This window comes from Paraburkholderia sprentiae WSM5005 (assembly GCF_001865575.2).
Classification (GTDB): Bacteria; Pseudomonadota; Gammaproteobacteria; order Burkholderiales; family Burkholderiaceae; genus Paraburkholderia; species Paraburkholderia sprentiae.
Genome location: NZ_CP017562.2, coordinates 2430549 through 2455566, shown reverse-complemented (window position 1 = coordinate 2455566; position 25018 = coordinate 2430549). Strand labels below are relative to the sequence as shown.

The window sequence follows — 25018 nt, the reverse complement described above, 5'->3', positions numbered from 1 at the left end:
ACAAAGTTCCGTTATTGAAAAATGACGACCATCCGCGTAAAAGACAATGAGCCGTTCGAAGTCGCCATGCGCCGTTTCAAGCGCACCATGGAGAAAACCGGCTTGTTGACGGAACTTCGCGCTCGCGAGTTTTACGAGAAACCCACAGCCGAACGCAAGCGCAAGAAAGCGGCGGCAGTGAAGCGTCATTTCAAGCGTCTGCGTGGCCAGATGCTGCCAAAAAAGCTCTACTGATTCTGGCGTTGCCCCGCTGCACGCGGCGCGGCAGCATCGACGCCGGTGGCGGCACGCAGTGCCACCACGGCAAACCCGGCCCATCGGGCCAGCCGGCAGGGTCGCATCCACTACGCAAATTGCGCCAACCCGCTTGAGGAAGAAGTCCCAAGCGGGTTTTCGTGCTGATGCGGCGGTATCGCCGCCGTCGACCGGCCGGTTTTTCAACCTTTCAACGCAATGCAGGTGAGTAATGAGTCTCAAGGACCGGATCAACGACGATATGAAAGCTGCTATGCGGGCGCGCGAGACCGAACGTCTCGGAACGATCCGCCTGCTGCTCGCCGCGATCAAGCAGCGTGAAGTCGATGAGCGGATCACCCTCGACGATGCCGCGGTAACCGCCGTCGTCGACAAGATGATCAAGCAGCGCAAGGATTCGATCAGCCAGTTCGAGGCCGCGGCACGTACAGACCTGGCGGACAAGGAAAAGGCCGAACTGGCCATTCTTTCCGCGTACATGCCTGAGCAGATGTCCGAAGCGGAAATCATTGCCCAAGTGCAGGCGGCGGTCGCACAAACTGGCGCGGCCGGCCCGCAGGATATGGGCAAGGTGATGGGCGTGCTCAAGCCGAAGCTGGCCGGACGCGCCGACATGACCACCGTCTCGGCGCAGGTCAAGGCTGCTCTCGCGAAGTAATTGCGTCGGTTCGTCCGGGTCGCGCGTGCCTTCATGGAAGGCAAGGCGCGGGCCGGTCGCGGTGTCGAGCCCGGACTCCGGGCTTGGATTTCGAAGCTTTCCAGGCAGCGTCATTTACTGTGATCCCACCGTCATTCCTGCAGGATCTGCTCAACCGCGTCGATATCATCGACGTGGTCGGCCGGTATGTGCAGCTGAAAAAGGGCGGCGCGAATTTCATGGGGCTGTGCCCGTTTCACAACGAGAAGAGCCCCTCGTTTACCGTTAGTCCGACTAAACAGTTTTATCACTGCTTTGGCTGCGGCGCGCATGGCACCGCCATCGGTTTTCTGATGGAACACGTGGGCGCATCGTTTCCCGAAGCGGTCAACGAGCTCGCGCAATCGGTGGGTCTCACGGTGCCGCACGAGCCTTCGCCCGGATATGGCGGTGCGGCCACTAGCGGCTCCAGCGGCTACGCGCCCGCGGCATCGAGGGCCGCCACCACTGCGCTGTCCGACCTCATGCAGACCGCCTGCGATTACTACCGCAAGCAGTTGCGCGGCGCGTCGGGTGCGATCCAATACTTGAAGAAGCGCGGCCTGACGGGCGAAATTGCCGCGCGCTTCGGCCTCGGCTATGCGCCGGAAGGCTGGCAGAACCTCGAGGCGGCGTTCCCGAACTATCGCGACGACGCGCTGGTCGAAGCGGGTCTCGTGATCGTCAGCGAAAAGTCCGATGCGCAGGGTCAGAACCGCCGCTACGACCGCTTCCGCGAGCGGATCATGTTCCCGATCCGCAATGTCAAAGGGCAGGTAATCGGCTTCGGTGGCCGCGTGCTCGACGGCGGCGAGCCAAAGTATTTGAATTCGCCGGAAACGCCGCTATTTAACAAGGGCAGCGAGTTGTACGGGCTGTTCGAGGCGCGTCTTGCGATTCGAGAGCAGCGTTACGTGCTGGTCGTCGAAGGCTATATGGACGTGGTCGCGCTGGCCCAATTGGGCTTCCAGAACGCGGTCGCGACTCTCGGCACGGCTTGCACGCCGATTCATGTGCAGAAACTGATGCGCCAGACCGACACGGTCATCTTCAGTTTCGACGGCGACGCGGCCGGCCGGCGCGCGGCGCGTCGGGCACTCGATGCGTGCCTGCCGCATGCAGCCGACAATCGGACGATCCGTTTCCTGTTCCTGCCGACCGAGCACGATCCCGACAGCTATGTGCGAGAGTTCGGCACCGAGGCTTTCGCCGAGCAGGTAGAACGGGCAATGCCGCTGTCGCAATTCATGCTCAACGAGGTGCTGAGCGGCAAGGAGCTCGATCAGCCCGAAGGCAAAGCCCGCGCGCTGTTCGACGCAAAACCGCTGCTGCAGGCGCTGCCGGCCAATGCGTTGCGTGCGCAGATCATGCATATGTTCGCGGACCGGCTCGACGTTCCGTTCAGCGAAGTTGCGGCGCTTTGCGAGGTGGACGCGCGGATCGCGGCCGCGGCGCGCGGGGCGCCGGCCCGCAACGACCGGTGCAGTGTGACCGGCATCGAGGAAAAGACGCTGCGCAATCTGGTGATGTATCCGCGCACGGTCGCGGTGCTCGACGAAGAGGCCGAAGAGGCGTTGCTCAGCGTGACCCGGCACGCGGAACTGTTTGCGGAAGTGACGACGCACGCGCGCGCTCTTGGCGATTCTGCAGCGTTCCAGCTGTTGTCCGATCTCTTGCGAAATGGCGCGAACGCCCCAACTTTCGAGGAAATCTTTCGCAAAATTCTAGACTATGATGAAAATGTCCGGGATTTGCTGCTGAAAGACCCGCAGGACGCGGCTGTCATCGAGGAACGACGCGAGCAGGAACGGATTGTCGGCGAGGAATTGAAGGCTGCGATTCTGAAGATGCGATACGACGCTTATTGCGATCGTCTCGAACAACTTTCGCGACAGTCCCGGCATACGCCGGAAGAATTTGCCGAGTTTTCCGAACTCAACCGGAAGCGGGCCGACATGAAGCGTCGGCTCGGGCTCTAACGGAGAGGCCGAAATCTCGGGTGGTACAATCGAAAGTTTCTAGCGGTTTGTTTTTTCAAGGGTTTTCCTAGCAAAGGCGAAAGGCGATGCGATGGCAAAGACGACAGACGGAAATCAGACAACAGGCTCACGCGCTAAAACGCGCACCGGACAAGTTACCGAAGCCAAGCTGACTGCATCCGCCAGAAGAGCGTCCGCTGTCAGCGTTGCACCGGCTGCCGGGAAGAAGTCGTCGACCACTGCGGCCGCGCGGGCCGCACCGGTTCGGGCGGCGAATGCTGTACCACCGCCGGCAGCCAAGCGGGCGGGTGACAGAAGCGCAAGGGAAGCGGCTGCCGTTCAGGACGATGCGGCAGCGCGCGTGACTTCAGTATCCACGGTTCAACCGGCTGTTGTCCAACAGCCGGGGGTCGAGACTACAGCCGGTACGGCGAACTCCATGACGAAAAAGCTGAACGAAGTACCCGTCGATGACGATGCAACCCACACCGAAGAAACCGCTGCCGCAGCACCGGGCAAGACGGAGAAGGTCAAGGCTCGCGACCGTCGTGCAAAGGAAAAAGCGCTGCTGAAGGATGCGTTCGCGTCGTCGCAGCCGGGCACGGTGGAGGAACTCGAGGAGCGTCGTTCCAAGCTGCGCGCGCTGATCAAGCTCGGCAAGGAGCGCGGCTTCCTCACGTACGCTGAAATCAACGATCACCTACCGGACAACTTCACCGAGACCGAGGCGATCGAAGGCATCATCAGCACGTTCAACGACATGGGCGTCGCGGTCTACGAACAGGCCCCGGATGCTGAAACGCTGCTGCTCAACGACAACGCGCCCGCAGCTTCGTCGGACGATGAAGTCGAAGAGGAAGCCGAAGTCGCGCTGTCCACCGTCGACTCGGAATTCGGCCGCACCACCGATCCCGTGCGTATGTACATGCGCGAAATGGGCACGGTCGAGCTGCTCACGCGCGAAGGCGAAATCGAAATCGCGAAGCGCATCGAAGACGGCTTGAAGCACATGGTGATGGCCATCTCCGCGTGCCCGACCACGATCGCCGACATCCTCGCGATGGCCGAGCGCGTCGCCAACGACGAAGTGCGCATCGATGAGCTCGTCGACGGTCTGATCGACGCCGACGCGGAAGACGCCGACGGCTTTTCCGCGCAGGAAGCAGAAGCGATCGAGAACGAAGACGAGGAAGCCGAGGAAGAGGAAGAAGAGGACGAGGAAGAAGACGATGGCACGGCGCAAGCCACGGCCAACGCGGCGCAGCTCGAAGCGTTGCGGCGCGCGTCGCTCGAAAAGTTCGCGTCGATCAGCGAATGGTTCGACAGAATGCGGCGCGCGTTCGAGAAGGAAGGCTACAAGTCCAAGTCGTATCTGAAGGCGCAGGAAACCATCCAGAACGAGCTGATGAATATCCGCTTCACCGCGCGTACCGTCGAGCGTCTGTGCGACACGCTGCGCGCGCAGGTGGATGAAGTGCGTCAGGTCGAGCGTCAGATTCTGCATACGGTCGTCGACAAGTGCGGCATGCCGCGCGCGGAATTCATCGCGCGGTTCCCCGGCAGCGAGACGGACCTCGCATGGGCCGACAAGATCGTCGCCGAGGGGCACGTGTATAGCGCCATCCTCACGCGCAACATCCCCGCGATCCGCGAGCAGCAGCAGCGTCTGCTCGACCTGCAGGCGCGCGTGGTGCTGCCGCTGAAAGATCTGAAGGAAACCAACCGTCAGATGGCTGCCGGTGAACTGAAGGCGCGTCAGGCGAAGCGCGAGATGACTGAGGCGAACCTGCGTCTCGTGATCTCGATCGCGAAGAAGTACACGAACCGTGGCCTGCAGTTCCTCGACCTGATTCAGGAAGGCAACATCGGCCTGATGAAGGCGGTGGACAAGTTCGAATACCGTCGTGGCTACAAGTTCTCCACTTATGCGACGTGGTGGATTCGCCAGGCCATTACGCGTTCGATCGCCGACCAGGCGCGCACCATCCGGATTCCGGTTCACATGATCGAAACGATCAACAAGATGAACCGCATTTCGCGGCAGATCCTGCAGGAAACCGGTCTCGAGCCCGATCCGGCAACGCTGGCCGAGAAGATGGAAATGCCGGAAGACAAGATCCGCAAGATCATGAAGATCGCGAAGGAGCCGATCTCGATGGAAACGCCGATCGGCGACGACGACGATTCTCATCTGGGCGACTTCATCGAAGATACGAACACGGTGGCCCCGGCGGATGCGGCGTTGCACGCAAGCATGCGCGACGTCGTCAAGGATGTGCTCGACTCGCTGACGCCGCGCGAAGCGAAGGTGTTGCGCATGCGTTTCGGCATCGAGATGAGCACCGATCACACCCTCGAAGAAGTCGGCAAGCAGTTCGACGTGACGCGCGAGCGGATTCGTCAGATCGAAGCGAAGGCGCTGCGCAAGCTACGTCATCCAAGCCGGTCGGACAAGCTCAAGTCGTTCCTCGAGGGGAACTGACGGCGGCGGCCGCGGCTGGCCGCGAATGATGCGATCAAAGGGGCCTCCCGATCGTTTCGCGGAAGCGAAGCGGTTGCGGAGGCCCCTTTTCGTGTAGTATGTCGGCCAATCGACGAAACGGGCCCGGCCTTTAGACCGGGTCTTTTTTCTTGGGCTGGACGCCGTGTTGGTTGCAGGCAGTGGACTCATAATCCACCTCCGAAAGGACATCGTGGGTTCGAATCCCACCCGGCCCACCAAAGTATCGAGAAGGGTTCCGAATTCCGGAACCCTTTTTGTTTTTTGGGCTTGGCGAACAGAGCCGCCGGGCAGCTACGCGCCAGTACGCGTCGCCGACGTGGCGCAGCCTCAACGCCTGCCGGGCGACGCCGGCGAAGACCCGCTGCCGCACCGGTGCGAGCGCTGCTTCGCATGGCTGTTCAGGCTGGAGCCGTTCCTCACGACATCGGCCGACGATGTGGCGGACTCTCGCCTCGAGCGTCACTGACGCCTCGAGCGTTGCAAATTCCGTTTCGAGCCAGCGCAATTTCTACAGGCGGCGTCGCCGGGCGAACTGAGCCATGCGGCGCTCGCACACCGGCGTGGCTGTAAGCGCCGCCCGCCTGCCGGTCGTCACGCGCCGCCTGCGATCGCGGGAATAGCCATTGCGCGTGAAACGTCGGGAGACCTTCCCATTCACCTGGACGCCGTCATGCAAACCGATCCAACCATCGATCCCGCCGCGCCACCTAACCAGCCGCTGGAGGAGCCCAACGGCGAGCCACGTCCGTTGCCCGACGCGCCGCCCGACGCCGACCCGCTCGCGCCGGGTTCGTCGCCGGAGGACGAGGAGGCGCTTAGGCGCGGTCAGCGCAACCCATAGGCAGCGACCGCGCGTAATCAGGGAAACTCCGCGTAAAAACGCCCCCGGCCCGGCCGTTAACTGAATACGGAAGGCTTTTGATGCATGCCATCCGCTTTCAGCGCGGGTCTTGTCACGCGGCGGCCGGCGCCGCAATTCACCTCCGGGCAACGCCCGTGCTGAAGGCTTCTTCGTGTCGCGTGCGAATCTTATAAGACGCGAATGAGAGTGCTCCCTAAAACTAGCAATTAGAAGACCGCCGCAGGGGCGGTTTTTTAATAGTGATGCTGACCAGACGCGGCAGGCTCGGACCGTTGCGCCGCCAAGGAGTGGCAGCCATTGTTTGCATCGGCCAATGGACACGATGCGAAGATGCCGATGCAATTGTTTGGCAGCTTAATCGCCACGCTCAAGAGCGATTAATTTCGGGGCGCGCCGGGAGACTACATTAACTCCATTAAGTTCCCGGACATCCAAAAACAAACTTCAAGTCACGCGGGAAACAAACCCTGCCGAAGCGCTCGATTACAAAATTAATGGCCGCCATTTCGTCAATCTGCTCCGGCCCGATTACGTCGTGCGTATTAAAGAACTGTTGCAACGGCACAACTTCGAATATTGACGCGTTGCAAATTCGATTTGACTGGCGCTAAGGATCCGGCGCCTTGATATTGCAATAAACGTCGGAAAAACAAGAAGTTATCCCCGTTGCCGTCGACATTGTTGCGAATTTCGAAAAACCCTGTTGCGCGAATTGCCGGCGCCGCTACCAGGGTGTCCCCCTACACTCACGCTTCGCTTCGAGGGTGCCCGGTTGATCCGAACGGTTCGGCCAAGCGGGCGGCGGCAGACGCGGATGCGTCGGCTGCTGAGGCAGGTCCTGCTCCCCGTAAATTTTTCGAATTGGAGTTCCCATGAAAAAGAGTCTCATCGTCGTTGCGGCTGCCGCATCGTTCGCTTCGGTCGCTCACGCACAAAGCAGCGTGACCCTGTACGGTCTGATCGACGCAGGCCTGACGTACACCAGCAACGTCGCCCACAACTCCAAGTGGGCAGCGGGCAGCGGCGGCATCAACCAGAGCATGTTCGGCCTGCGTGGCTCGGAAGATCTGGGCGGCGGTCTGAAGGCAATCTTCACGTTGGAAAGCGGCTTCAACGTCAACAACGGCAAGTTCGCCAACAACAACGGCATGTTCAACCGCCAGGCGTTCGTCGGTCTGTCGAGCGCGCAATTCGGTACGGTCACGCTGGGTCGCCAGTACGACGCAGCGCAAGACTACCTCGCACCGCTGACCGCAACGGGCAGCTGGGGCGGCACGTACTTCGCGCACCCGTTCAATAACGACAACCTGAACACCAACGGTGGTCTGTCGGTCAACAACTCGGTCAAGTACTCGAGCGCTAACTACGCTGGCTTCACGTTCGGCGGCACGTACGGCTTCTCGAACCAGGCTGGTGGCTTCGCAAACAACCGTCAGTACAGCTTGGGCGCCGCATACCAGTGGCAAGGCCTGCACCTCGGTGCTGCCTACGCTCAGCAAAACAACCCGGCTGCTAACGCAAGCGGCGCATCGGACGGCGTTCTGGCGAACACCGCGGGCGTGCTGCAAGGCAACTTCCGTCAGCGTCAGTTCGGCGCAGGCGCTTCGTACGGCTTCGGCCCGGCGCTGGTTGGCGTGGCATGGACGCAATCGCGCGTCGACAACCTGGTTGGTGCAGCTCCTGGTCAGCGTCAAGGCCACACCAACAACTACGAAATCAACGGCAAGTACAACGTGACCCCGGCTATGGCTCTCGGCGTCGCGTACACGTTCACCGACGCGCGCGGCTACGGCATCAACGCCGACGGTAACGACATGAAGACCCGTTACCACCAGATCGGCCTGCAGGCTGACTACTCGCTGTCGCGTCGCACCGACGTCTACGCTCAGGCTGTGTACCAGCACGCAATGGGTGACGGCGGCGTGGCCTCGATCTACAGCGGCGACAACACGGTTCCGACCTCGTCGTCGAAGAACCAGACCGCTGCTACGGTCGGTCTGCGTCACCGCTTCTAAGCTTCAGCAGAAGCTGCCTGTAGTACGAGAAGGTGCCGTTCGCGGCACCTTTTTTTATGCACGCGACAGCCCGGCTAGCCGGTTGCCGTATCCGAGGCAAAAAAAAACGGGCGTCCCTGTGGACGCCCGTTTTGCCATGACGATCTGGAACGATTCAGAACGTCGTCCGCAGACCGAGCGCAAAGCCGGTCTGACTCTCGCGGCCCAGCAATTCGGCCAGTGCGACGAACTTGCAGCGACAGCCGCTGCCGAGCTGACCGTCGCCGACCGCCGGCGGATCGGCTTCCAGCTGACGCACGTGTGCGGGCTCGCCGAAACCTAGGGCCCAGCGGCCGTCTGCGCGAATGGTGCTGCCGTCAAATCCCGACCTTGTGCGCGTTCAGAATCAGTCGCAGGCCCAGCGCGGTCACCGCACTGGCGGCGATGCGATCGATCCACGCCTTCCAGCGCAGGTAGATCTCGCGCGGCCGTTTGCTCGAAAAGCACAGTGCGACGACCGTGTACCAGCCTGCTTCGATCGCGAAGATCGCGGGCGGCAGCACGAAGTAGCACCACACCGGCGGATGCTGGGGCAGCAGCGCGGCAAAGATGCTGCCGTAATAGACGGCCGTTTTCGGATTGCTGAGTTGCGTGCTCAAGCCGATCCAGAACGATTTGCGCGGATTGCCACGGCTGCCGGTTTGCATGTCGCTGAATGCGAGCGGCTTGGCGGCGCCGCGCCAGATTTTCGATGCCAGATAGACCAGGTAGACGCCGCCGGCCACTTTCAGCGCGACGTAGAGCCATTCGACCGTCGCAAGCAGCGTATAGAGCCCGAGCAACGCGATACCGCTAAAAAAGACGCCGCCGATACCCATGCCAAGCGCCGTTGCGAGACCATCGCCGCGCGACAGACCAATCGCGTTGCGCGCGACGATGACGAAACTGGGCCCCGGACTCATCGCGCCTAACAGCAACGCGGCGAGGATCGTAACGATGGCGGTCGAGGCGGGCATGGTCGTGTCTCCTGATGTAGGGCCGATGAAGCCGGATGTTGTGGCGAATACCGAGTCTCGGATTCTCCGCCAATCGCGCCGCGCAGGCCATGAATACTGGAAAGTCCGAAGTCCCGCAAAGAGTGCAATTGGAAAAAGTCCTTTGCTGCGGCCAAAATACATCGAATGCTAGAATCAGCTTCCATACGCTGAAGTTCCCTCGCAACAACGAGGCGATCCATCAGGCGAGCACGGGCGCAAGTCAAGCCACGTCGAAGCTACGAGCAGCCGCTTTGCTTGACCCCAGCGCTTCGACTCAGGCGCTTTAATTCAGGATCTGACCGGCATCACTTGCAAATGCGGGTTTTCACACGTTTGCAAGGATCGCGTGAATTCGTCGAATTGCGTCCGTTCAAATTGAATTACACAGTGCCTCGCGTCGTTTGCGAGTTGTCAGTCTGTCTAATGCCAGCAAGAGCTGCGACACCAATACGTTATGAAAGAACGAGAAGCACAACAACGACTGTTCGAACGTGATGAGAACCTGCGCGAGCGCATGATCGCGTGGATCCGCCGACGCATGGACGACCACAACATCACACTGGAAGCGCTGGCCGAATGGCTCGAAGCCGATGCGAACGCCGTCTCTGCGGTGCGGTATCGCGACGCGTTCGGCAACACGTGGGACGGTCACGGCGATAAACCTGCGTGGCTCGCGCGCGCGATTCACGCCGGACAAAGCATCGATCATTTCCGCTGCTAAGTCCTAGCAGGCACGCCGCGAACCGCCCGCGCGAAAAAAAGCCCGCGCAAGGCGGGCTCGATCTTTACTGCTCGGCGTTTCGCGACAAATCGCGCATCACAGGTCGAAAAACACGGTTTCCTTATCGCCCTGCATGTGGATATCGAAGCGATACACGTTGGCCGCGCCCGCATCGCGACGCGCGACCAGCGTGCCACGGCGCTCGCCCGGTACCGACGCCAGCACGGCGTCGTTCTCGTTCGCCTGCGCTTCATCCTCGAAATAGATGCGCGTGAACGTATGCATCAGCATGCCGCGCATCGTGACGATCACGTTGATGTGGGGCGCTTCGTCCGGGTTCGCGCGGCCCGGCTTCACCGTCTCGACGATAAAGCGCTTGTGCGGATCGGTACCGGTGCCGACGCGCGCAAAGCCGTGAAAGCCGGTCTTCAGGATCTCCGCACGCCATTCAGGATAGTGGCCGTTCGAGTCCACCTGCGACATCTCGACCATCGCGTCGCCGACCACGTTGCCGTCGCCGTCGAACACCTGACCGACGATCGTGATGTGCTCGCCGGCCGCTTCCCGGTCGGCCAGGACGTGCGTAAACAGGCTCTTGAAGTCGAAGTCGTATTGCTGCGGGCAAAGACCATAGGCGAAGTACGGGCCAACGGTTTGCGAAGGCGTTTGCTTGAGGGTCGTCATGGCTTAGCGCTCCATCGGGGTTTCGTTCGGCCCGCGCAGCACGATGTCGAAATCGTAGCCGAGCGCGTAGGCCTCTTGCGTAATGTCGAGCGAGAACTTCGAGATCAACCGCTCACGGGCACGCTCGGGTGTGCCCTGAAAGATCGGGTCGAACGCGAGCAGCGGATCGCCGGGGAAGTACATCTGCGTGACGAGACGCGAGCCGAAGTGGTCGCCGAACAGCGAGAAGTGGATGTGCTGCGGACGCCATGCGTTCGGATGGTTGCCCCACGGATACGCGCCCGGCTTGATGGTCATGAAGCGGTAGCGGCCTTCGTTGTCGGTGATGCAACGGCCCGCGCCGAGGAAGTTCGGGTCGAGCGGCGCGTCGTGCTGGTCGGCCTTGTGCACGTAGCGGCCGGCTGCATTCGCTTGCCAGACTTCCACGAGCGTGTTGCGCACCGGGCGGCCGCCTTCGTCGAGCACGCGACCCGTCACGATGATGCGCTCGCCGAGCGGTTCGCCGTTGCGCATCGCGTTGCGGGTCAGGTCGTTGTCGAGCGCGCCCAGGTCGTCCGTGCCATAGACCGGCACGCGCTGGTCGCGCAGCCGTTCCTTCAGCGCAATCAGCGGACGCGTCGGACCGCGCTTGACCGACGAACCGTACGGCGGATAGATGTACTCGGGATGGGACGCGAAATCTCGCGGGGAGAGAATTGAATCTTCCATGAGGTGTCTCCGTTGGAGGAATCGTGGGATGCGATGTTATGCCTCGCACTTTATACAAAGCATGCGGTTATGAAAAATGACGTTTTTGGCCATTTCGTATAACCTTCCGTTATGCAACGCAGTCTCGCGGATAGCCGCGTCAAATTCCGTCATCTCCAGTGCTTTCTGGCCGTCGCGCAGTTCGGCAGCGTCCAGCGGGCGGCCGACAGTCTGTCCGTCACACAGCCGGCGGTATCAAAGACGGTCGCCGAGCTGGAGACCATTCTCGGCGTGAAGCTGTTCGAGCGCGGCCGTCACGGTGCGGTGCCGACGCATGAGGGACAGCTTTTCATGCCGCACGCGAGCGCTTGCGTGAGCGCGCTGCGTCAGGGCGTCGATCTGCTGGCGCGCGCCGAGGGCGCGGCTGCGGCCACGCTCGAAGTTGGCGTGCTGCCGACCGTCGCCGCGGTGCTGGTGCCGCCCGTACTGAGGCACTTCGCGACGCAGTGGCCGCGCGTGATCGTGCGACTCGCGACCGGCGCGAATCCCGAATTGCTCGAACGCCTGAAAGCGGGTGCGATCGAATTCGCGATCGGCCGCCTCGCGGACCCCGAGCGGATGGTCGGTCTGAGCTTCGAGCAACTCTTTACCGAGCCGCTGATCGCGGTCGTGCGGACCGGGCATCCGCTCGCGCAAAGGACCGCCTTGCTGGCCACGTCGCTGGAGGAATTTCTGATCGTGCTGCCGCCGTTCGGCACGCTGATCCGCCAGTCGGCCGAGAGCCTGCTCAGCGCATGGGGCGTACCGCCGTTGTCGGCGTTCGTCGAGGTGTTGTCGGTATCGACAGGGCGCGCGCTGGCGCTCGAAAACGGCGCGGTGTGGTTCGTGCCGCAAAGCGCGGTCGAATATGAACTCGCGCACGGCATGCTGGTGCGCTTGCGGTTGCCGTCTGCGGGCACCGGCGAGCCGGTGGGCCTGATCCGCCGCTCGGATACGCAGCCGTCGGCGGTGGGACACGCGTTCATCGAGGCGGTGCGCGAGGTCGCGCGGGGCAGACGGTTGCGAATGCCTCGCGACCCGGTGTAAAAACACGATTCGAAAGCCGCCGCGGCCCGCTTTTTTCTGCGGCACAGTACAAGGAGATTTGCCATGCCCAGCGACTTGCCCACTTCAGAAGCCGCACAGCGCGCCGTGTTGGCGCCGGAGCACAATCCGCTCGGCACGGCCGGCCTCGAGTTCGTCGAGTTCGCCGCGCGCGATCCGCAGGCGCTCGGCGAGACCTTCACGCGGCTCGGCTTCAAGGCGATCGCGCGTCATATCAGCAAGGACGTGACGCTGTACCGTCAGGGCGAGATGCATTTCCTGATCAACGCGGAGCCGGATTCGTTCGCGTGGCGCTATGCGCAGGAGTACGGCGTCGGCATCTGCGCCATCGGGATTCGCGTCGCCGACGCGCAACGCGCGTTCGAACGCGCGGTGGAACTCGGCGCCTGGGAGTTCGAGGGCGAACGCCTCGGTGCGGGCGAACTGCTGATTCCGGCCATTCAAGGCATCGGCGATTCGCACATCTATTTCGTCGATCGTTGGCGCGGGCGAGGCGGTCAGCGCGGCGGCCTCGGTGATATCTCGATCTTCGACATCGATTTCCGGCCCATCGAAATCGACACGGCCGAAGCCGATCTGAGCCACGCGGGCAGCGGCCTGATCGCGGTCGACCATCTGACGCAAACCGTCGGCGAAGGCCGCATGCAGGAGTGGATCGACTTCTACCGCGGCCTGCTGAACTTCCGCGAGATTCACGAGCTGCACGCGAACTGGCACGTGTCGGCGGAATCGCGCGTGATGGTGTCGCCGTGCGGCGCGATCCGCGTGCCGCTCTACGAGGAAGGCACGCGCCGCACCGATCTGATGCACGAGTATTTGCCCGATCATCCGGGCGAAGGCGTGCAGCACATCGCGCTCGCCACCGACGACATCTTCGCGTGCGTCGAGCGTCTGCTCGCGAACGGCGTCGAATTCGTCGAGCCGCCGCCGCGTTACTACAAGCAGCTCGACGCACGTTTGCGGGGCCACGGGCTCGACGTCGAGCGACTGCGGCGCACGCATGTGCTCGTGGATGGCGAGATCGGCGCGGACGGCGTGCCGCTGCTGTTTTTCCAAACCTTCGTGCGCCGCCGTGCCGGCGAGATTTTCTTCGAGATCGTGCAACGCCAGGGACATCATGGCTTCGGCGAGGGCAATCTCGCCGCATTGGCCCAGGCGCGCACGGGCAGCTGAACGTTGCGCGTAGTCGCATGCGTGAGCGGATCACTCACACATGCGGCTTTCGTCACGTCATGCCCCTCGGGCCGCTGCATGACCGGCCGCGCATGGGCATACGACGACGCGCCCGACGAGATCGCACAGTACTTCGTCAGCGAACTGTATCCCGGAGCGTTTTCGGCGGCGTTGGAGCAGGCGGTGACGAACGTGAAACGCCACGCGAAGCCGATTACGAAGTATCGTTGAAGGTCGATCAGGACGCGCGCCGCCTGAACGCATATGGCGGCGCGGGCGCCGGCATCGCAGACGAGGTGCGCAGTGGGGACGTCAGTGTCACGGGATGAAGAGCGGCGCGCTGGCACGCGGAGTGGCGTCGCAGGAGAGCGCGGCGCATCGAATGAACCGCGTGTCGCTGCGCCTTTCGCCGGCAGCGCCGCGCTATTGCAGGCGCTGGAAAGCGACTTGCGCAAGCACGTGCGCGGCGAAGTGCGATTCGACCGGGGTTCGAAAGCATTGTATGCGTCGGATGCGTCGAACTATCGACAAGTCCCGCTCGGTGTCGTCGTACCGGCCGATATCGACGATCTGCTCGCGACGCTCGCCGCATGCCGGCGCAACGACGTGCCGTTTCTCGCGCGCGGCGGCGGCACGTCGCAAAACGGCCAGTGCGTGAACGTCGCGGTCGTGGCCGACGCGAGCAAGTATGTGAGCCGCGTGGTATCGATCGACCCGCTTGCGGGCGTCGCGATCGTCGAGCCGGGCGTCGTCTGCGATACCTTGCGCGATGCCGCCGAACAGCACGGCCTCACGTTCGCGCCCGATCCCGCCACGCATAGCCGCTGCACGCTCGGCGGCATGATCGCGAACAACTCGTGCGGCGCGCATTCGGTCATGGCCGGCAAGACGGTCGAGAACATCGAGGCGCTCGACATCGCGACCTTCGACGGCGCGCGTTTCTGGGTCGGTCCGACCTCCGACGAAGAGCTCGAACGCATCATCGCGGCGGGCGGCCGTCAAGGCGAAATCTACGCGGGGCTCAAGCAACTGCGCGACACGTACGCGGAACGGATTCGCGCGAAATTTCCGCGGATCAAACGGCGCGTGTCGGGCTTCAACCTCGACCAATTGCTGCCGGAAAACGGCTTTAACGTCGCGCGTGCGCTGGTTGGCAGCGAAGGCACTTGCGCGGTCACGCTGCAGGCCAAAGTGCGTCTCGTGAAGAGTCCGGCGAAACGGGCGATCGTCGTGGTCGGCTTCACCGACATTTATACGGCGGCGGACGCCGTGCCGCATTTCATGCGCTGCGGGCCGATTGCCGTCGAGGGGCTCGACCGCGCGATCATTCGGGGCTTGCAGGCGCGCAGCCTGAAGAAGGAGGAGATCGCACTGCTGCCCGAAGGCGATGCGTGGGTCGTGCTCGAATTCGGCGCGGATACGCAAGGCGAGGTGCTGCAACAGGCACGCGACGCCGCCGCGTATTTTCAGTCGGGCGCGGCGGGGCCGCAGATCTCGACGAGGCTCGTCCATGAGCCCGCATTGCAGGCAAAGATATGGTCGATTCGCGAGACGGGCGCGTCGGCGGTCGCGTTGTCGGTGGATCGCGACAAGCCCGATCCGGTGGTCGGCTGGGAAGACGCTGCGGTCGATCCGCTGCGGCTCGGCGATTATCTGCGTGCGTTTCAGGCGCTTGTCGATCGCTACGGCTACGAGACGAGCCTGTACGGGCACTTCGGCGACGGCTGCGTGCACGCGCGCATAACCTTCGATCTGCGCAGCGCCGCAGGTATCGCGACGTGGCGCGGGTTCCTGCGCGAAGCGGCGCAACTGGTGGTCGAATTCGGCGGCTCGCTGTCGGGCGAACACGGCGACGGCCAGGCGAAGGCCGAGTTTCTGCCGATCATGTACGGCCCCGAGCTGATGCGGGCGATGGAGCAGTTCAAGGCGATCTGGGACCCGGCGAATCGTCTGAATCCGGGCAAGGTCGTGCATGCCTACCGCGCCGACGAAAACCTGCGCATGGGGCCCGCGTACAAACCGGTGACGCTGCATACGAAGCTTGCGTTCGCAAGCCAGCAAGGCGACGGTTTTCAGCGCGCGGTCGAACGCTGCATCGGCATGGGCAAATGCCGCTCGCTCGAAGGCGGGACCATGTGTCCGAGCTATCGCGGCACGCGCGAAGAAAAGTACTCGACGCGCGGACGCGCGCATCTGTTGTGGGAAATGCTGCAAGGCGACGTGATCGCCGATGGCTGGAACAGCCGGGAAGTGAAAGAAGCGCTCGATACCTGCCTCGCGTGCAAGGGCTGCAAGTCCGATTGCCCGACGCATACCGACATGGCGTCGTACAAGGCGGAATTCCTTTCCCACTACTACGAGAATCATCGACGGCCGCGTCAGGCACTGTTCATGGGGCGGATCGGCGAATGGGCGCCGTGGGCCGCCCGTTTTCCGCGCGTGACGAACTTCCTGACGACGGCGCCCGGTTTGTCCGCGCTCGGCAAATGGATGGCCGGTGTAGCGCAGACGCGTGCGTTGCCGCGGTTTGCCGCCGCAACGTATCGACGAAGCGCACCGTCGCAAGGATCTGCGTTTCACGCGGGCGCCAGCGACGCGAAGAAGGCGATTCTGTGGGTTGACACGTTCAACGAGCACTTCACGCCCGAGATCGCGCAGGCCGCCGCTGATGTGCTGACGCAACTCGGCTGGCACGTCGTTCTTCCGAACAAGCGTTTGTGTTGCGGGCGTCCGCTGTACGACTTCGGCCTGCTCGAACGCGCGCGCGAACTGCTTGCGCATATCGTCGACGATCTCGCGGATGACATCGCCGCCGGCGTGCCGCTCGTCGGTCTGGAGCCCGGCTGTCTATCGGTCTTCAAGGACGAGTTGCTGAAGCAGCTCCCCGAGCATGCGTTGGCGAAGAAGCTGTCCGCGCAAACGTATCTGTTCGCCGATTTCGTCGCGCGTCAGCCGTTCGAGTGGCCGACGCTCGCCGCAGATGTGATCGTGCATGGCCATTGTCATCAGCAGGCGCTGTTCGGCATGCAGGGCGATATGGCATTGCTGAACCGGCTCGGCGTCAGATGGAAGCTGCTCGACACCGGTTGCTGCGGGATGGCGGGGTCGTTCGGCTTCAACGTCGAGCATCACGCGTTGTCGGAAAAGATCGGCGAGGACCTGTTTGAGGCCGTGCGCGACGCTATGGCGGCGAATCCGGAAACGATCGTGCTGACCAACGGCTTCAGTTGCCGCGAGCAGATCACGCACGGCACCGGGCAGCACGCGCTGCATATCGCGCAACTTGCGCAACGGGCGCTGGCAGCGCGCTGAGTACGCGCGCATCCTGCCGCGCGCTATTTCCTGGTGGAATCGTTCGGCGACGCCGGCGTGTGCTGAAGGTCCGCGTTGGTCGCCATCCACAACACTTCGGCGTCTTCCTCGCTGGTCGACACCGCCGCGTGGCCCGTCCGGCTGTCGAAGTAGAGGCTGTCGCCTGCGTTCAGATGCGTCGGGGCGTACAGCTCCGAATAGAGGCACACGCTGCCACTGATCACGTAGAGAAACTCCTCGCCTTCGTGGCGACCCCAATCGTCGAATGCGTCGAGTGTGTGCGCCGAGATGCGGATGCGAAACGGCAGCATCGCCTTGTGCGCGAGGTCGGTGGCGAGCAGTTCCATCTGGTAGCCGCGATACGCGTGGCGCTGGCCTTCGTTCTTGCGCGTCAGCGCGCGCCGGCCGCTGGCGCTGACTTTTGGCGTCGAGCCGAACAGTTCGCCGATTTCGATCTTCAGGCCCAGCACGATCTTTTGCAGCACGTCGAAAGTGGGGGACATCAGGCCATTTTCGACTTTCGACAGCGTAGAGCGAGAGACGCCGCACAGACGGCTGGCGGTTTCGAGCGTCATATCCTGCGCCTGACGGGCGGCGCGCACACGCCGTCCGAGATCGGTGGAGGCGGTGTCGGCGGATTTGGTGAGGTGAGTGTCCATGAAGCTTGCCGCTGGTCGGGTATGCGCTTGATCGGGCGAATGAGGTTTCCGATCATAACATTTGGCGCGACTGAAGCCTTGGTGCAGCGCTCGGACGTTCACTCGCATTTCTCATCGGAAACGCCGCCGGCTATCTGACGGCCGCGACGCAATCGATCTCGATGTCGAAATGCCCCGGCCATGCCGGCACGTTGACGAAAATGCGCGCCGGCGGATTCACCGGAAAGTAGCGCTTGTACACCGCGTTGACCGCGGCGAATTTCTCGACCGACGTGCAATAGACGTTGCACTTCAGCACGTGATCGAGCGACGAGCCGGCTGTTTCCAGACACAGCTTCATCTGCTCGAGCACGAGTTCGGTCTGCCGTTCGATTGGCGCGTCGATCACTTCTCCGGTTTCGGGATCGAACGGCGGAAGGCCCGACACGTAGACCGTGTCACCGTGACGTGTGACGGCGCAGGCCGGCGCTTTCAATTTTTCGAGGTACGTGGACAACGGTTCGACGCGGATGATTTCGCGAGCCATGGCGATCTCCTGCTAGAGAGGTTTGCGCGGCGGGGAGGAACCGGCGCAATTGAGGACGTTCGGGCGCTTCACGCGTCGCGAGCGAAAAGTTCATTGAGCTGCTTGCCCGCCGTTGCACTGGCGAAGTCGAAGCGGCCCTCGGCCAGCGCCTGAGCGGCCTGCATGAAGCCGCCCCACGCCGCGCGCGCGAGTGCGCCGCCGACACTGATCCGCCGCACGCCGAGCGCGGCCGCGTCCTGCAACGTCAGAGTCGATGTCGAGCCGATCAACAAATTGACGGGCTTCGGCGCGACCGCCGCGACCACCGCTTCGATCTGCTCGCGCGTCTGGATGCCGGGCGCGTACAGGCAGTCCGCGCCCGCCGCCGCATAGGCCTTCAGACGCGCGATGGCATCGTCGAGATCGGGCTTGCCGGCGACGAAGTTCTCCGCGCGGCCGATCAGCAGCGTGTCGCCGCCGTTCCGATCGATCGCACCGCGCGCCGCGCTGAGCCGCTGCACGGCGACGTCGACTGAAAAGAGCGGCGCAGCGGGGTCGCCGGTCGAATCCTCGATCGACAGACCCGCGACGCCCGTCTCCACCGCGAGCGTCACGCTTTCCGCCACTTCTTGCGGATCGCGGCCGAAGCCGTTTTCAAAGTCCGCATTGACCGGCAAATCGGTCGCATCGACGATCGCGCGCAGGTGCGTGAGGATCGTTTCGCGCGGCAGCGTGTTGTCCGCATGCCCGGTCGACCACGCAAAACCGGAACTCGTGGTGGCGAGTGCCTTGAAGCCAAGCGCAGCCAGATATCGCGCGCTGCCCGCGTCCCATGGATTGGGCAACATGAAACAGCCGGACGAGTGCAGGGAGCGGAAAGCGGCGCGTTTTTCAGCGGCGGTGCGGGGCATCGTATGTCTCCTTGGTGTGACGGAGCGTGGCTTCGTCGTTGAGGGGATGACGTCGGGTCAGCTGGAGCGAGCGAAATCGGCGTTCGCTACGGGAAAGTCTAAGTCCGTATCCGCAATGGCGGGCAGCGGCGCCGTTCTTGACGACCGCAGAAACGCAAAAGCGAGCGCATGCCTCGAAAGCATGGCTCGCTTCATGTCAGATGGAAACGGCGAAAACCGCAACGGCGAAAAAGACTCTTGACTCACCCCTCTTCTCTCGCCAGCACCGCTTGCTATACGTTCCCCAGTCTTCACTGACCGTCCGGATTGACCCACACCGGATGATGGCCCGCTTGCGACGATCCGCCCATCGACGATCCATACCCCGACGTCTCACCCTGGCCCTTCGCGTTCATCGCGGAGACGCGCGCCTCGGCCGCCTGAATGTCCGCTGGATACTGGGCATCGACCGCGGTGGCCGGGTTGTAGCCCGCCTGTTCGAGTTGCTGCAGCTCTGCTTTGACTTCGGCGCGCGTGACCGGCTGTTCCGATTGTGCGAACGACGCGACCGGCGCAGCGATCAAGGCGGCCAGCGCAACTGCCTGGATAAGCGATTTCATGGTGTTTCCCTCCGTAGTTGTGTATCCGGCACCGCAGCCATCGGTGCCATCAACGCAGTCTAGAAGGGAGCGCACTCGGGGAAAACCACTACTCGACTAATTCAGTATTGCCGGGAATGGGCAGTCGGCGAGCTGTAATGTCGGCGTCGCGGGTTTCGTCAAGCAATGAAAAAGCGCGTGTCAGCCCCGTCACACACCTTTGCGCACGTCGATGCGATAAGTCGTGATTTGCCGGTAAGTCTCGCCGGGCCGCACGATCACTTCGTCTTGGCCGGCCATATTGACCTGGTTCGGAAAACCGCCGGCCTCGAGGCACAAACCGGCATGCCGTTGATAGCGAACGCCGCCGCGGCCCGCGTTGCCGTTCAACGCGTTGCCTGTGTAAAACTGGAGGCCCGGCTGATCGGTGGCGACGGTCAGTTCGCGTCCGCTGCCCGGGTCGTAGGCGCAGGCTACTTCGCGCAGCGGCCGCGCGTTGCCGTCGTGCTCGTCGATCGTGCCTGGCTGTGCCTCGCGCAGCACGTAGCAATGATCGAAGCCGCCGGCGCGCGCGAGCTGCGCGTGCGGCCAGTCGAGCCGTCCGCCGATCGGCGCGCTCTGCCGGAAGTCGAATGCGTTGCCCGCGACGTCGGCGAGCTTGCACGGAATCATCGTCGCATCGACTTCGAAAAAACGCTCGGCGTCGATCGACAGCACGTGGCCGCGGATGTCGGTGCCCGCGCGCCCGGTCAGGTTGAAGTACGGATGGCTCGTCAGATTGAGCGGCGTCGGAGCGTCGGTGATCGCTTCGTATCCGATCGTCAGCGTGCCGTCGTCGTCGAGCGAATAGCGCACTTGCACGGTCACGTTGCCGGGAAAACCGGCATCGCCTTCGGGCGACTCGAGTCGCATCAGCAAGGCGCCGTCGTCCTCGCTGACGTCCCACAACGCGCGATGAAAACCGACCGTGCCGCCATGCAGCAGGTTCGGACCTTCGTTGCGATCGAGCGCGTACTCGATGCCGTCGAGCGAAAAGCGCGCGCCCGCAATGCGATTCGCCCAGCGGCCGATCAGTCCGCCCATATAGGTCGAGGCAGCCACGTATTCGGCGGGCGTGTCGTGGCCGAGCAGAATATCGCCGAGACGACCGGCGCGATCGGGCGCATGCCATGACACCAGCGTCGCGCCGAGGTCGCTGATGGCGACCTTCATGCCGTGCGCGTTGCGCAGCGTATAGAGTCGTACGCGATCGCCGCCCTGCAGCGTGCCCCACGGCTCGGAAGAAAGTTGTGCGATGCTGATCATGTGGTCGGTGCGAAGAAAAAATAGAAAAACATGCTCAGCCAGCGGCTTTGGTCTTCGGGCCCGTGCGTTCCTGGTATTCGCGCGGCGTGCAGCCGAGTTCGCGGCGAAATACCGCGTACATATATTGCAGCGACGTGAAGCCGCAACGAATCGCGACCTCCGCGCTCGACGCATCGCGTTTCGCGAGCAGGGACTTCGCGACGTCGAGCTTGTGGCGCAGGATCTCCTGATGCACGGTGCACTGACGCTCACGCCGGAAATACTCTTCGAGCGACGAACGCGACACGCCTACATAGTCTGCCACCTGCTCGGTGCGGATGCCCTGGCACGCGTACTGGCGAATGAAATGGCGCGCGCGCATCACGTAGGGACTCGCGAGCGGCTGATGCCGCGTCGATTCGAGCACGTTGATGCCGACCGGCGGCACCAGAATGCGACGGCCCGGAAAACGCGCGCCGTGCAGCATCTGATGCAGGATGTGCGCGGCGGTGCGGCCCATTTCCTCGGTGCCCTGAATCACCGACGACAGCGGAATGCGCGTCAGCGTACGCGTGAGCGGATCGTTGTCGATGCCGATGATCGCGACTTCCTCGGGCACCGGAATGCCCGCGATCAGACATGCCTGCAGCAAATGCCGTGCACGCGCATCGGTCACCGCGATGATGCCGACCGGCTTCGGCAATTGCCGAAGCCACGCGGTGAGCTGTTCGATGGCCTGGTTCCAGGACGGCGCGCTCGTCGACAGACCGCGATAGATCTCGCTGTCGATCTGCGCCGCGCTGCGTCCGTCCGCGCTGCGCAGATGCGCGAATGCAAGCTCGCGCTGTTGCGCCCAACGGTTTTCCTGCGCCTGCGGCAGGCTGTACAGCGCGAAGTTTCCGAGGCCTGCGCCGATCAGATGCGTGTACGCGAGCGACACGAGCTTGCTGTTATCGGTCGCGATATAGGGTAAATCCGAGGGGTACTGCGTCGGATCCTCGTACGACGAACCGACGGCGACCACCGGTAGCGGACAGTCGCGCAGGGCCTCGTTGACGGCGGGGTCGTCGAAGTCCGCGATGATGCCGTCGCCGTCGAAGCGCTGGATACCCGCGAGCCGGCAGCGAAAGTCTTCTTCGAGGAAGAGATCCCATGCGACGCGGGTCGACAGCAGGTAATTGCCGATGCCGGTGATGATCTCGCGATCGTAGACCTTGTTCGCGTTGAACAGCAGCGCGATCCGATGGGTCGTCTGAGGTGCTTGTGGACGGGTCATAGGGGTAAGCGGCGGGTGGATCGACAGACCACACGCCTTTGTCTCCGTTGTGTCGGGTGCCCGGAAGCAGGCCCGTTTTTAAGCGTCTGGTTATTCTAGGCGCCGAATCGCGCGACGGCAGTATACAAACGCGCGGGCGGTAAGAAACATCAAGCGCGCTGCGAAATATCGCAATTGCCGACACATCGTGCAAGCGGCAGCATGGCGTCACCTTGTCGGCCTGCGCGGCTTCTCGCGCGGATTGCAATGCAGCATACATTGGAGACGCCGATGTCCTACTTCGAACACATTCCCGAGATCCGTTATGAAGGCCCGCAATCGGACAACCCGCTTGCGTACCGTCACTACGACAAAACGAGGCAGGTACTCGGCAAGACGCTTGAGGACCATCTGCGGATCGCCGTGTGCTACTGGCATACGTTCGTGTGGCCCGGTGTCGATATCTTCGGCCAGGGCACGTTCCGCCGGCCCTGGCAGCAACCCGGCGACGCCATGGAGCGGGCGCTTCAGAAGGCCGACGCCGCATTCCAATTCTTCTCGAAGCTCGGCACGCCGTACTACACGTTCCACGATACCGACGTCGCGCCCGAAGGCGCGAGCGTGAAGGAATACAGCGAGAACTTCCTGCGCGTGTCCGACTATCTCGCGCGCAAGCAGCAGGATACCGGCGTCAAGTTGCTGTGGGGCACCGCGAACCTGTTTTCGCATCCGCGTTACGCGGCCGGCGCCGCGACCAATCCCAATCCGGAGATTTTCGCCTTTGCCGCCACCCAGGTGCGTCATGCGCTCGACGCGACGCTGCGCCTCGGCGGCGAAAACTACGTGTTGTGGGGCGGCCGCGAAGGCTACGACACGCTGCTCAACACCGACCTCGTGCGCGAGCGCGAGCAGTTCGCGCGCTTCCTGCACATGGTGGTCGAGCACAAGCACCAGATCGGCTTCAAGGGCGCGCTGCTGATCGAGCCCAAGCCGCAGGAGCCGACCAAGCATCAATATGACTACGACGTCGCGACCGTGCACGGCTTCCTGCTGCAGCACGGCCTCGACAAGGAGATTCGCGTCAACATCGAGGCGAATCACGCGACGCTCGCGGGCCACTCGTTCCACCACGAGATTGCGACCGCGTTTGCGCTCGGCATCTTCGGTAGCGTCGATGCGAATCGCGGCGATCCGCAAAACGGTTGGGATACCGATCAATTTCCCAACAGCGTCGAGGAGCTGACGCTGGCCTTCTACGAGATCCTGCGCCACGGCGGCTTCACGACCGGCGGCATGAACTTCGATTCGAAGGTGCGGCGCCAGAGTGTCGATGCGGAAGACTTGTTTTACGCCCACATCGGTGCGATCGACAACCTCGCGCTCGGCCTCGAACGCGCGGCGGTGCTGGTGGAAAACGAGCGCCTCGAGCAGTTCAAGCGGCAACGCTACGCGGGCTGGGATGGCGAGTTCGGCCGCAAGATCCTGGCCGGCGACTACTCGCTGTCGACGCTCGCGGCGCAGACGCTGGCGCGCGATCTGAATCCGCGGCATGTGAGCGGGCAGCAGGAGCAGATGGAAAACATCGTGAATCAGGCGATTTATAGCGGACGTTGAATAAAGATCGCGCGGCCACGTCGACCGCGCGCACCAGCAAGCTGTGGGTTGTCGCTTGTCCGAGTCTGCGGCTCGCAGCGCAGACCGATACGTCCGGTATTCCGGCTATCACTACACAAAGGAGACAGAAATGAAATTCGCCATGCGTCGTAACGTACTGAGTTCGCTGTTGTGCGGAGCGGTACTCGCCAGCCTGTCGCTCGCCGCGCCGCTCGCGCACGCCAGCAAGGATCATCCGGAAATCGGCTTCTGTATCGACGATCTGCGCGTCGAGCGCTGGTCGCGCGATCGCGACTATTTCGTCGCCGCGGCGGAAAAGCTCGGCGCGAAGGTGTCGGTGCAATCGGCCGATGCGAGCGAAGAGCGGCAGATCTCGCAGATCGAAAATCTGATCTCGCGCGGCGTCGACGTGATCGTGATCGTGCCGTTCAACTCGAAGACGCTCGGCAACGTGGTGGCCGAAGCGAGGAAAGCGGGCATCAAGGTCGTGTCGTATGACCGCCTGATTCTCGACGCCGATATCGACGCCTATATCTCGTTCGACAACGAAAAGGTCGGCGAAATGCAGGCGCAGGGCGTCTACGACGTGCGGCCGAAGGGCAACTACTTCCTGCTCGGCGGCGCCCCGACCGACAACAACGCGAAGATGCTGCGCCAGGGTCAGCTGAAGGTGCTGCAACCGGCGATCGACAAGGGTGACATCAAGGTGGTCGGCCAGCAGTGGGTGCCCGAGTGGAGCGCATCGACCGCGCTGCGCATCATGGAAGACGCGCTGACCGCGAACAACAACAAGATCGACGCAGTCGTCGCGTCGAATGACGGCACCGCTGGCGGCGCGATCCAGGCGCTGGCCGCGCAAGGCCTCGCGGGCAAGGTACCGATCTCGGGTCAGGATGCCGACCTCGCTGCCGTCAAACGCGTGGCGGCCGGCACGCAGACGATGACGGTCTACAAGCCGCTGAAGCTGATTGCCGGCGAAGCGGCGAAGCTGTCGGTCGCGCTCGCCAAGGGCGAGAAGCCGGCCTTCAATGCGCAATACGATAACGGCAAGAAAAAGGTCGATACGGTGCTGCTGCAGCCGACCAAGCTGACCAAGGCGAACCTCGACACGGTCGTGAAGGACGGCTTCTACACGCAGGAACAGCTCGCGAGCAAATAAAACGGAGACGGGCGCGATGTTCGGCCACGCTCCCGGGTCATCGCGCCCGGGAGCGTGGCCGAACAT

General features: G+C 62.9%; 23 protein-coding genes, 1 tRNA gene and 1 pseudogene. 16 read left to right on the top strand and 9 right to left on the bottom strand.

What is annotated here, in order from left to right; translation table 11 throughout:
• The first annotated feature begins 21 nt into the window (after window positions 1–21).
• From rpsU to BJG93_RS27875, 8 genes are all read left to right on the top strand, one after another.
• Window positions 22–234 (top strand): 30S ribosomal protein S21, encoded by a 213-nt coding sequence (gene rpsU / locus BJG93_RS27910; protein ID WP_027195291.1) that lies wholly within the window; start codon window positions 22–24, stop codon window positions 232–234.
• A 232-nt stretch (window positions 235–466) separates the two neighbouring features.
• On the top strand, window positions 467–913 hold the full coding sequence (locus tag BJG93_RS27905) for a GatB/YqeY domain-containing protein (RefSeq protein WP_027195290.1): 447 nt from the start codon (window positions 467–469) through the stop codon (window positions 911–913).
• 119 nt (window positions 914–1032) lie between these two features.
• Window positions 1033–2910: a DNA primase gene (dnaG, locus tag BJG93_RS27900; protein ID WP_027195289.1), complete on the top strand. Its 1878-nt coding sequence runs from the start codon at window positions 1033–1035 to the stop codon at window positions 2908–2910.
• A 91-nt stretch (window positions 2911–3001) separates the two neighbouring features.
• A complete protein-coding gene (gene rpoD, locus BJG93_RS27895) occupies window positions 3002–5392 on the top strand; it encodes an RNA polymerase sigma factor RpoD (RefSeq protein ID WP_082194522.1) in 2391 nt (796 codons plus the stop codon).
• Window positions 5393–5543: 151 nt separating this feature from the next.
• Window positions 5544–5631, top strand: a tRNA-Ile gene (locus BJG93_RS27890).
• 452 nt (window positions 5632–6083) lie between these two features.
• Window positions 6084–6254, top strand: coding sequence for a hypothetical protein (locus BJG93_RS27885; protein WP_167544168.1), 171 nt, complete (start codon window positions 6084–6086; stop codon window positions 6252–6254).
• Window positions 6255–7147: 893 nt separating this feature from the next.
• Window positions 7148–8290 (top strand): porin, encoded by a 1143-nt coding sequence (locus tag BJG93_RS27880; protein ID WP_027195287.1) that lies wholly within the window; start codon window positions 7148–7150, stop codon window positions 8288–8290.
• Between the two features lie 118 nt (window positions 8291–8408).
• Window positions 8409–8612: a hypothetical protein gene (locus BJG93_RS27875; protein ID WP_154671734.1), complete on the top strand. Its 204-nt coding sequence runs from the start codon at window positions 8409–8411 to the stop codon at window positions 8610–8612.
• A gap of 34 nt (window positions 8613–8646) precedes the next feature.
• On the opposite strand, the gene BJG93_RS27870 is transcribed toward BJG93_RS27875, so the two are convergent.
• The gene (locus tag BJG93_RS27870) at window positions 8647–9285 is read right to left on the bottom strand and encodes a LysE family translocator (RefSeq protein ID WP_027195286.1); all 639 of its coding nucleotides are present in this window, start codon (window positions 9283–9285) and stop codon (window positions 8647–8649) included.
• Window positions 9286–9760: 475 nt separating this feature from the next.
• Between BJG93_RS27870 and BJG93_RS27865 the strand changes: the two genes are divergently transcribed.
• Window positions 9761–10027: an H-NS family nucleoid-associated regulatory protein gene (locus BJG93_RS27865; protein WP_027195285.1), complete on the top strand. Its 267-nt coding sequence runs from the start codon at window positions 9761–9763 to the stop codon at window positions 10025–10027.
• 96 nt (window positions 10028–10123) lie between these two features.
• Here the strand turns inward: BJG93_RS27865 and pcaG are convergent, their stop codons facing one another.
• Both pcaG and pcaH read right to left on the bottom strand, forming a co-directional pair.
• Entirely contained in the window at window positions 10124–10711 is a 588-nt protein-coding gene (gene pcaG / locus BJG93_RS27860) for a protocatechuate 3,4-dioxygenase subunit alpha (RefSeq protein WP_027195284.1), read from the bottom strand.
• Window positions 10712–10714: 3 nt separating this feature from the next.
• Entirely contained in the window at window positions 10715–11419 is a 705-nt protein-coding gene (gene pcaH / locus BJG93_RS27855) for a protocatechuate 3,4-dioxygenase subunit beta (protein ID WP_027195283.1), read from the bottom strand.
• A gap of 111 nt (window positions 11420–11530) precedes the next feature.
• Here pcaH and pcaQ point away from each other — a divergent pair, with 111 nt between their 5' ends.
• From pcaQ to BJG93_RS27835, 4 genes and pseudogenes are all read left to right on the top strand, one after another.
• A complete protein-coding gene (pcaQ, locus tag BJG93_RS27850) occupies window positions 11531–12484 on the top strand; it encodes a pca operon transcription factor PcaQ (protein ID WP_034478027.1) in 954 nt (317 codons plus the stop codon).
• A 63-nt stretch (window positions 12485–12547) separates the two neighbouring features.
• Window positions 12548–13675: a 4-hydroxyphenylpyruvate dioxygenase family protein gene (locus BJG93_RS27845; protein ID WP_027195282.1), complete on the top strand. Its 1128-nt coding sequence runs from the start codon at window positions 12548–12550 to the stop codon at window positions 13673–13675.
• A 78-nt stretch (window positions 13676–13753) separates the two neighbouring features.
• Window positions 13754–13870 (top strand): annotated as a pseudogene (locus BJG93_RS27840) (DUF1338 domain-containing protein); the annotation flags it as partial.
• 108 nt (window positions 13871–13978) lie between these two features.
• Window positions 13979–16987 carry an FAD-binding and (Fe-S)-binding domain-containing protein gene (locus tag BJG93_RS27835; protein ID WP_027195281.1) on the top strand — a complete coding sequence of 1003 codons (3009 nt, stop codon included), beginning with the start codon at window positions 13979–13981 and terminating at the stop codon, window positions 16985–16987.
• 23 nt (window positions 16988–17010) lie between these two features.
• On the opposite strand, the gene BJG93_RS27830 is transcribed toward BJG93_RS27835, so the two are convergent.
• The 3 genes from BJG93_RS27830 to BJG93_RS27820 form a co-directional block, all read right to left on the bottom strand.
• The gene (locus BJG93_RS27830; RefSeq protein ID WP_027195280.1) at window positions 17011–17646 is read right to left on the bottom strand and encodes a helix-turn-helix domain-containing protein; all 636 of its coding nucleotides are present in this window, start codon (window positions 17644–17646) and stop codon (window positions 17011–17013) included.
• A gap of 130 nt (window positions 17647–17776) precedes the next feature.
• Entirely contained in the window at window positions 17777–18172 is a 396-nt protein-coding gene (locus BJG93_RS27825) for a RidA family protein (protein WP_027195279.1), read from the bottom strand.
• A gap of 68 nt (window positions 18173–18240) precedes the next feature.
• Window positions 18241–19062 (bottom strand): isocitrate lyase/PEP mutase family protein, encoded by an 822-nt coding sequence (locus tag BJG93_RS27820; RefSeq protein WP_027195278.1) that lies wholly within the window; start codon window positions 19060–19062, stop codon window positions 18241–18243.
• On the opposite strand from BJG93_RS27820, the gene BJG93_RS27815 reads away from it, so the two are divergent.
• Complete coding sequence (locus BJG93_RS27815) at window positions 18998–19303, top strand: hypothetical protein (RefSeq protein ID WP_162162774.1); 306 nt, start codon at window positions 18998–19000, stop codon at window positions 19301–19303. The genes BJG93_RS27820 and BJG93_RS27815 overlap by 65 nt on opposite strands.
• Before the next feature lie 49 nt (window positions 19304–19352).
• On the opposite strand, the gene BJG93_RS27810 is transcribed toward BJG93_RS27815, so the two are convergent.
• From BJG93_RS27810 to BJG93_RS27800, 3 genes are all read right to left on the bottom strand, one after another.
• On the bottom strand, window positions 19353–19661 hold the full coding sequence (locus tag BJG93_RS27810; protein WP_027195276.1) for a DUF4148 domain-containing protein: 309 nt from the start codon (window positions 19659–19661) through the stop codon (window positions 19353–19355).
• A gap of 189 nt (window positions 19662–19850) precedes the next feature.
• Window positions 19851–20945: an aldose epimerase family protein gene (locus BJG93_RS27805; RefSeq protein WP_027195275.1), complete on the bottom strand. Its 1095-nt coding sequence runs from the start codon at window positions 20943–20945 to the stop codon at window positions 19851–19853.
• 34 nt (window positions 20946–20979) lie between these two features.
• Window positions 20980–22200 carry a XylR family transcriptional regulator gene (locus BJG93_RS27800; protein WP_027195274.1) on the bottom strand — a complete coding sequence of 407 codons (1221 nt, stop codon included), beginning with the start codon at window positions 22198–22200 and terminating at the stop codon, window positions 20980–20982.
• Window positions 22201–22470: 270 nt separating this feature from the next.
• On the opposite strand from BJG93_RS27800, the gene xylA reads away from it, so the two are divergent.
• Together xylA and xylF are read left to right on the top strand one after the other, a co-directional pair.
• The gene (gene xylA / locus BJG93_RS27795) at window positions 22471–23793 is read left to right on the top strand and encodes a xylose isomerase (protein ID WP_027195273.1); all 1323 of its coding nucleotides are present in this window, start codon (window positions 22471–22473) and stop codon (window positions 23791–23793) included.
• A 130-nt stretch (window positions 23794–23923) separates the two neighbouring features.
• Entirely contained in the window at window positions 23924–24952 is a 1029-nt protein-coding gene (xylF, locus tag BJG93_RS27790; protein WP_027195272.1) for a D-xylose ABC transporter substrate-binding protein, read from the top strand.
• Window positions 24953–25018: the final 66 nt, after the last annotated feature.